This window comes from Nonomuraea sp. NPDC050783 (assembly GCF_040802095.1).
Lineage (GTDB): Bacteria > Actinomycetota > Actinomycetes > Streptosporangiales > Streptosporangiaceae > Nonomuraea.
In genome coordinates this window covers 1-1,295 of sequence record NZ_JBFAHK010000072.1, presented here as the reverse complement: position 1 = coordinate 1,295, position 1,295 = coordinate 1, and the positions used below count along the sequence as shown (strand labels likewise).

Genomic DNA, 1,295 nt, shown 5'->3' with positions numbered 1-1,295 from the left:
AAGGCACTGGGGTGGACCAGCGAGCAGATTCTCGAGCGGTTCGGCCAGTACGAGTCGATGCGGGCGACCCTGGAGAAGGACCACACCGCCGGTCAAGACGATGCCCTGCTGGACATCTACCGCAAGCTGCGGCCGGGTGAGCCGCCGACCAAGGAGTCGGCGCAGACCCTGCTGGAGAACCTGTACTTCAACCCCAAGCGGTACGACCTGGCCAAGGTGGGCCGCTACAAGATCAACAAGAAGCTGGGCGTCGACTCCGAGATCACCCAGGGCACGCTGACCGAAGAGGACATCGTCGCCACCATCGAGTACATCGTCCGCCTGCACGCGGGCGAGGATTCGATGCCGGGCGCCGGCGACCGTGAGGTCATCGTCGAGATCGACGACATCGACCACTTCGGCAACCGCCGCCTGCGCAGCGTCGGCGAGCTGATCCAAAACCAGGTCCGGCTGGGCCTGGCCCGCATGGAGCGCGTCGTGCGCGAGCGCATGACGACCCAGGACGTCGAGGCGATCACGCCGCAGACCCTGATCAACATCCGCCCGGTCGTGGCGTCGATCAAGGAGTTCTTCGGCACCTCCCAGCTCTCGCAGTTCATGGACCAGACCAACCCCCTGGCCGGCCTGACGCACAAGCGGCGTCTGTCCGCCCTGGGCCCCGGTGGTCTGTCGCGTGAGCGGGCCGGCTTCGAGGTCCGTGACGTGCACCCGTCCCACTACGGCCGGATGTGCCCGATCGAGACCCCTGAGGGTCCCAACATCGGCCTGATCGGCTCGCTGGCCTCCTACGGGCGCATCAACGCCTTCGGCTTCGTCGAGACGCCCTACCGCAAGGTCGTCGACGGCAAGGTGACCGACCAGATCGACTACCTGACCGCCGACGAGGAAGACCGCTACGTCAAGGCGCAGGCCAACACCACGCTCAACTCCGACGGCTCCTTCGCCGAGGCGCGCGTGCTGGTGCGCACCAAGGGTGGTGAGACCGAGCTGGCCCGGGCCGAGGAGGTCGACTACATCGACGTCTCGCCCCGCCAGATGGTCTCGGTCGCCACCGCGATGATCCCGTTCCTGGAGCACGACGACGCCAACCGCGCGCTCATGGGCTCCAACATGCAGCGCCAGTCGGTGCCGCTGCTCAAGAGCGAGGCGCCGCTGGTGGGCACCGGCATGGAATACCGGGCCGCGACCGACGCCGGTGATGTGATCAGCGCGGAGAAGGCCGGTGTGGTGGAGGAGGTGTCGGCCGACTACATCACGGTGATGAACGACGACGGCACCCGCACCACCTACCGGGT

At 67.1% G+C, this 1,295-nt stretch carries 1 pseudogene; it reads left to right on the top strand.

The features are described 5' to 3' along the window. A pseudogene (locus tag AB0H75_RS50200) lies at positions 1–1,295 on the top strand (DNA-directed RNA polymerase subunit beta); the annotation flags it as partial.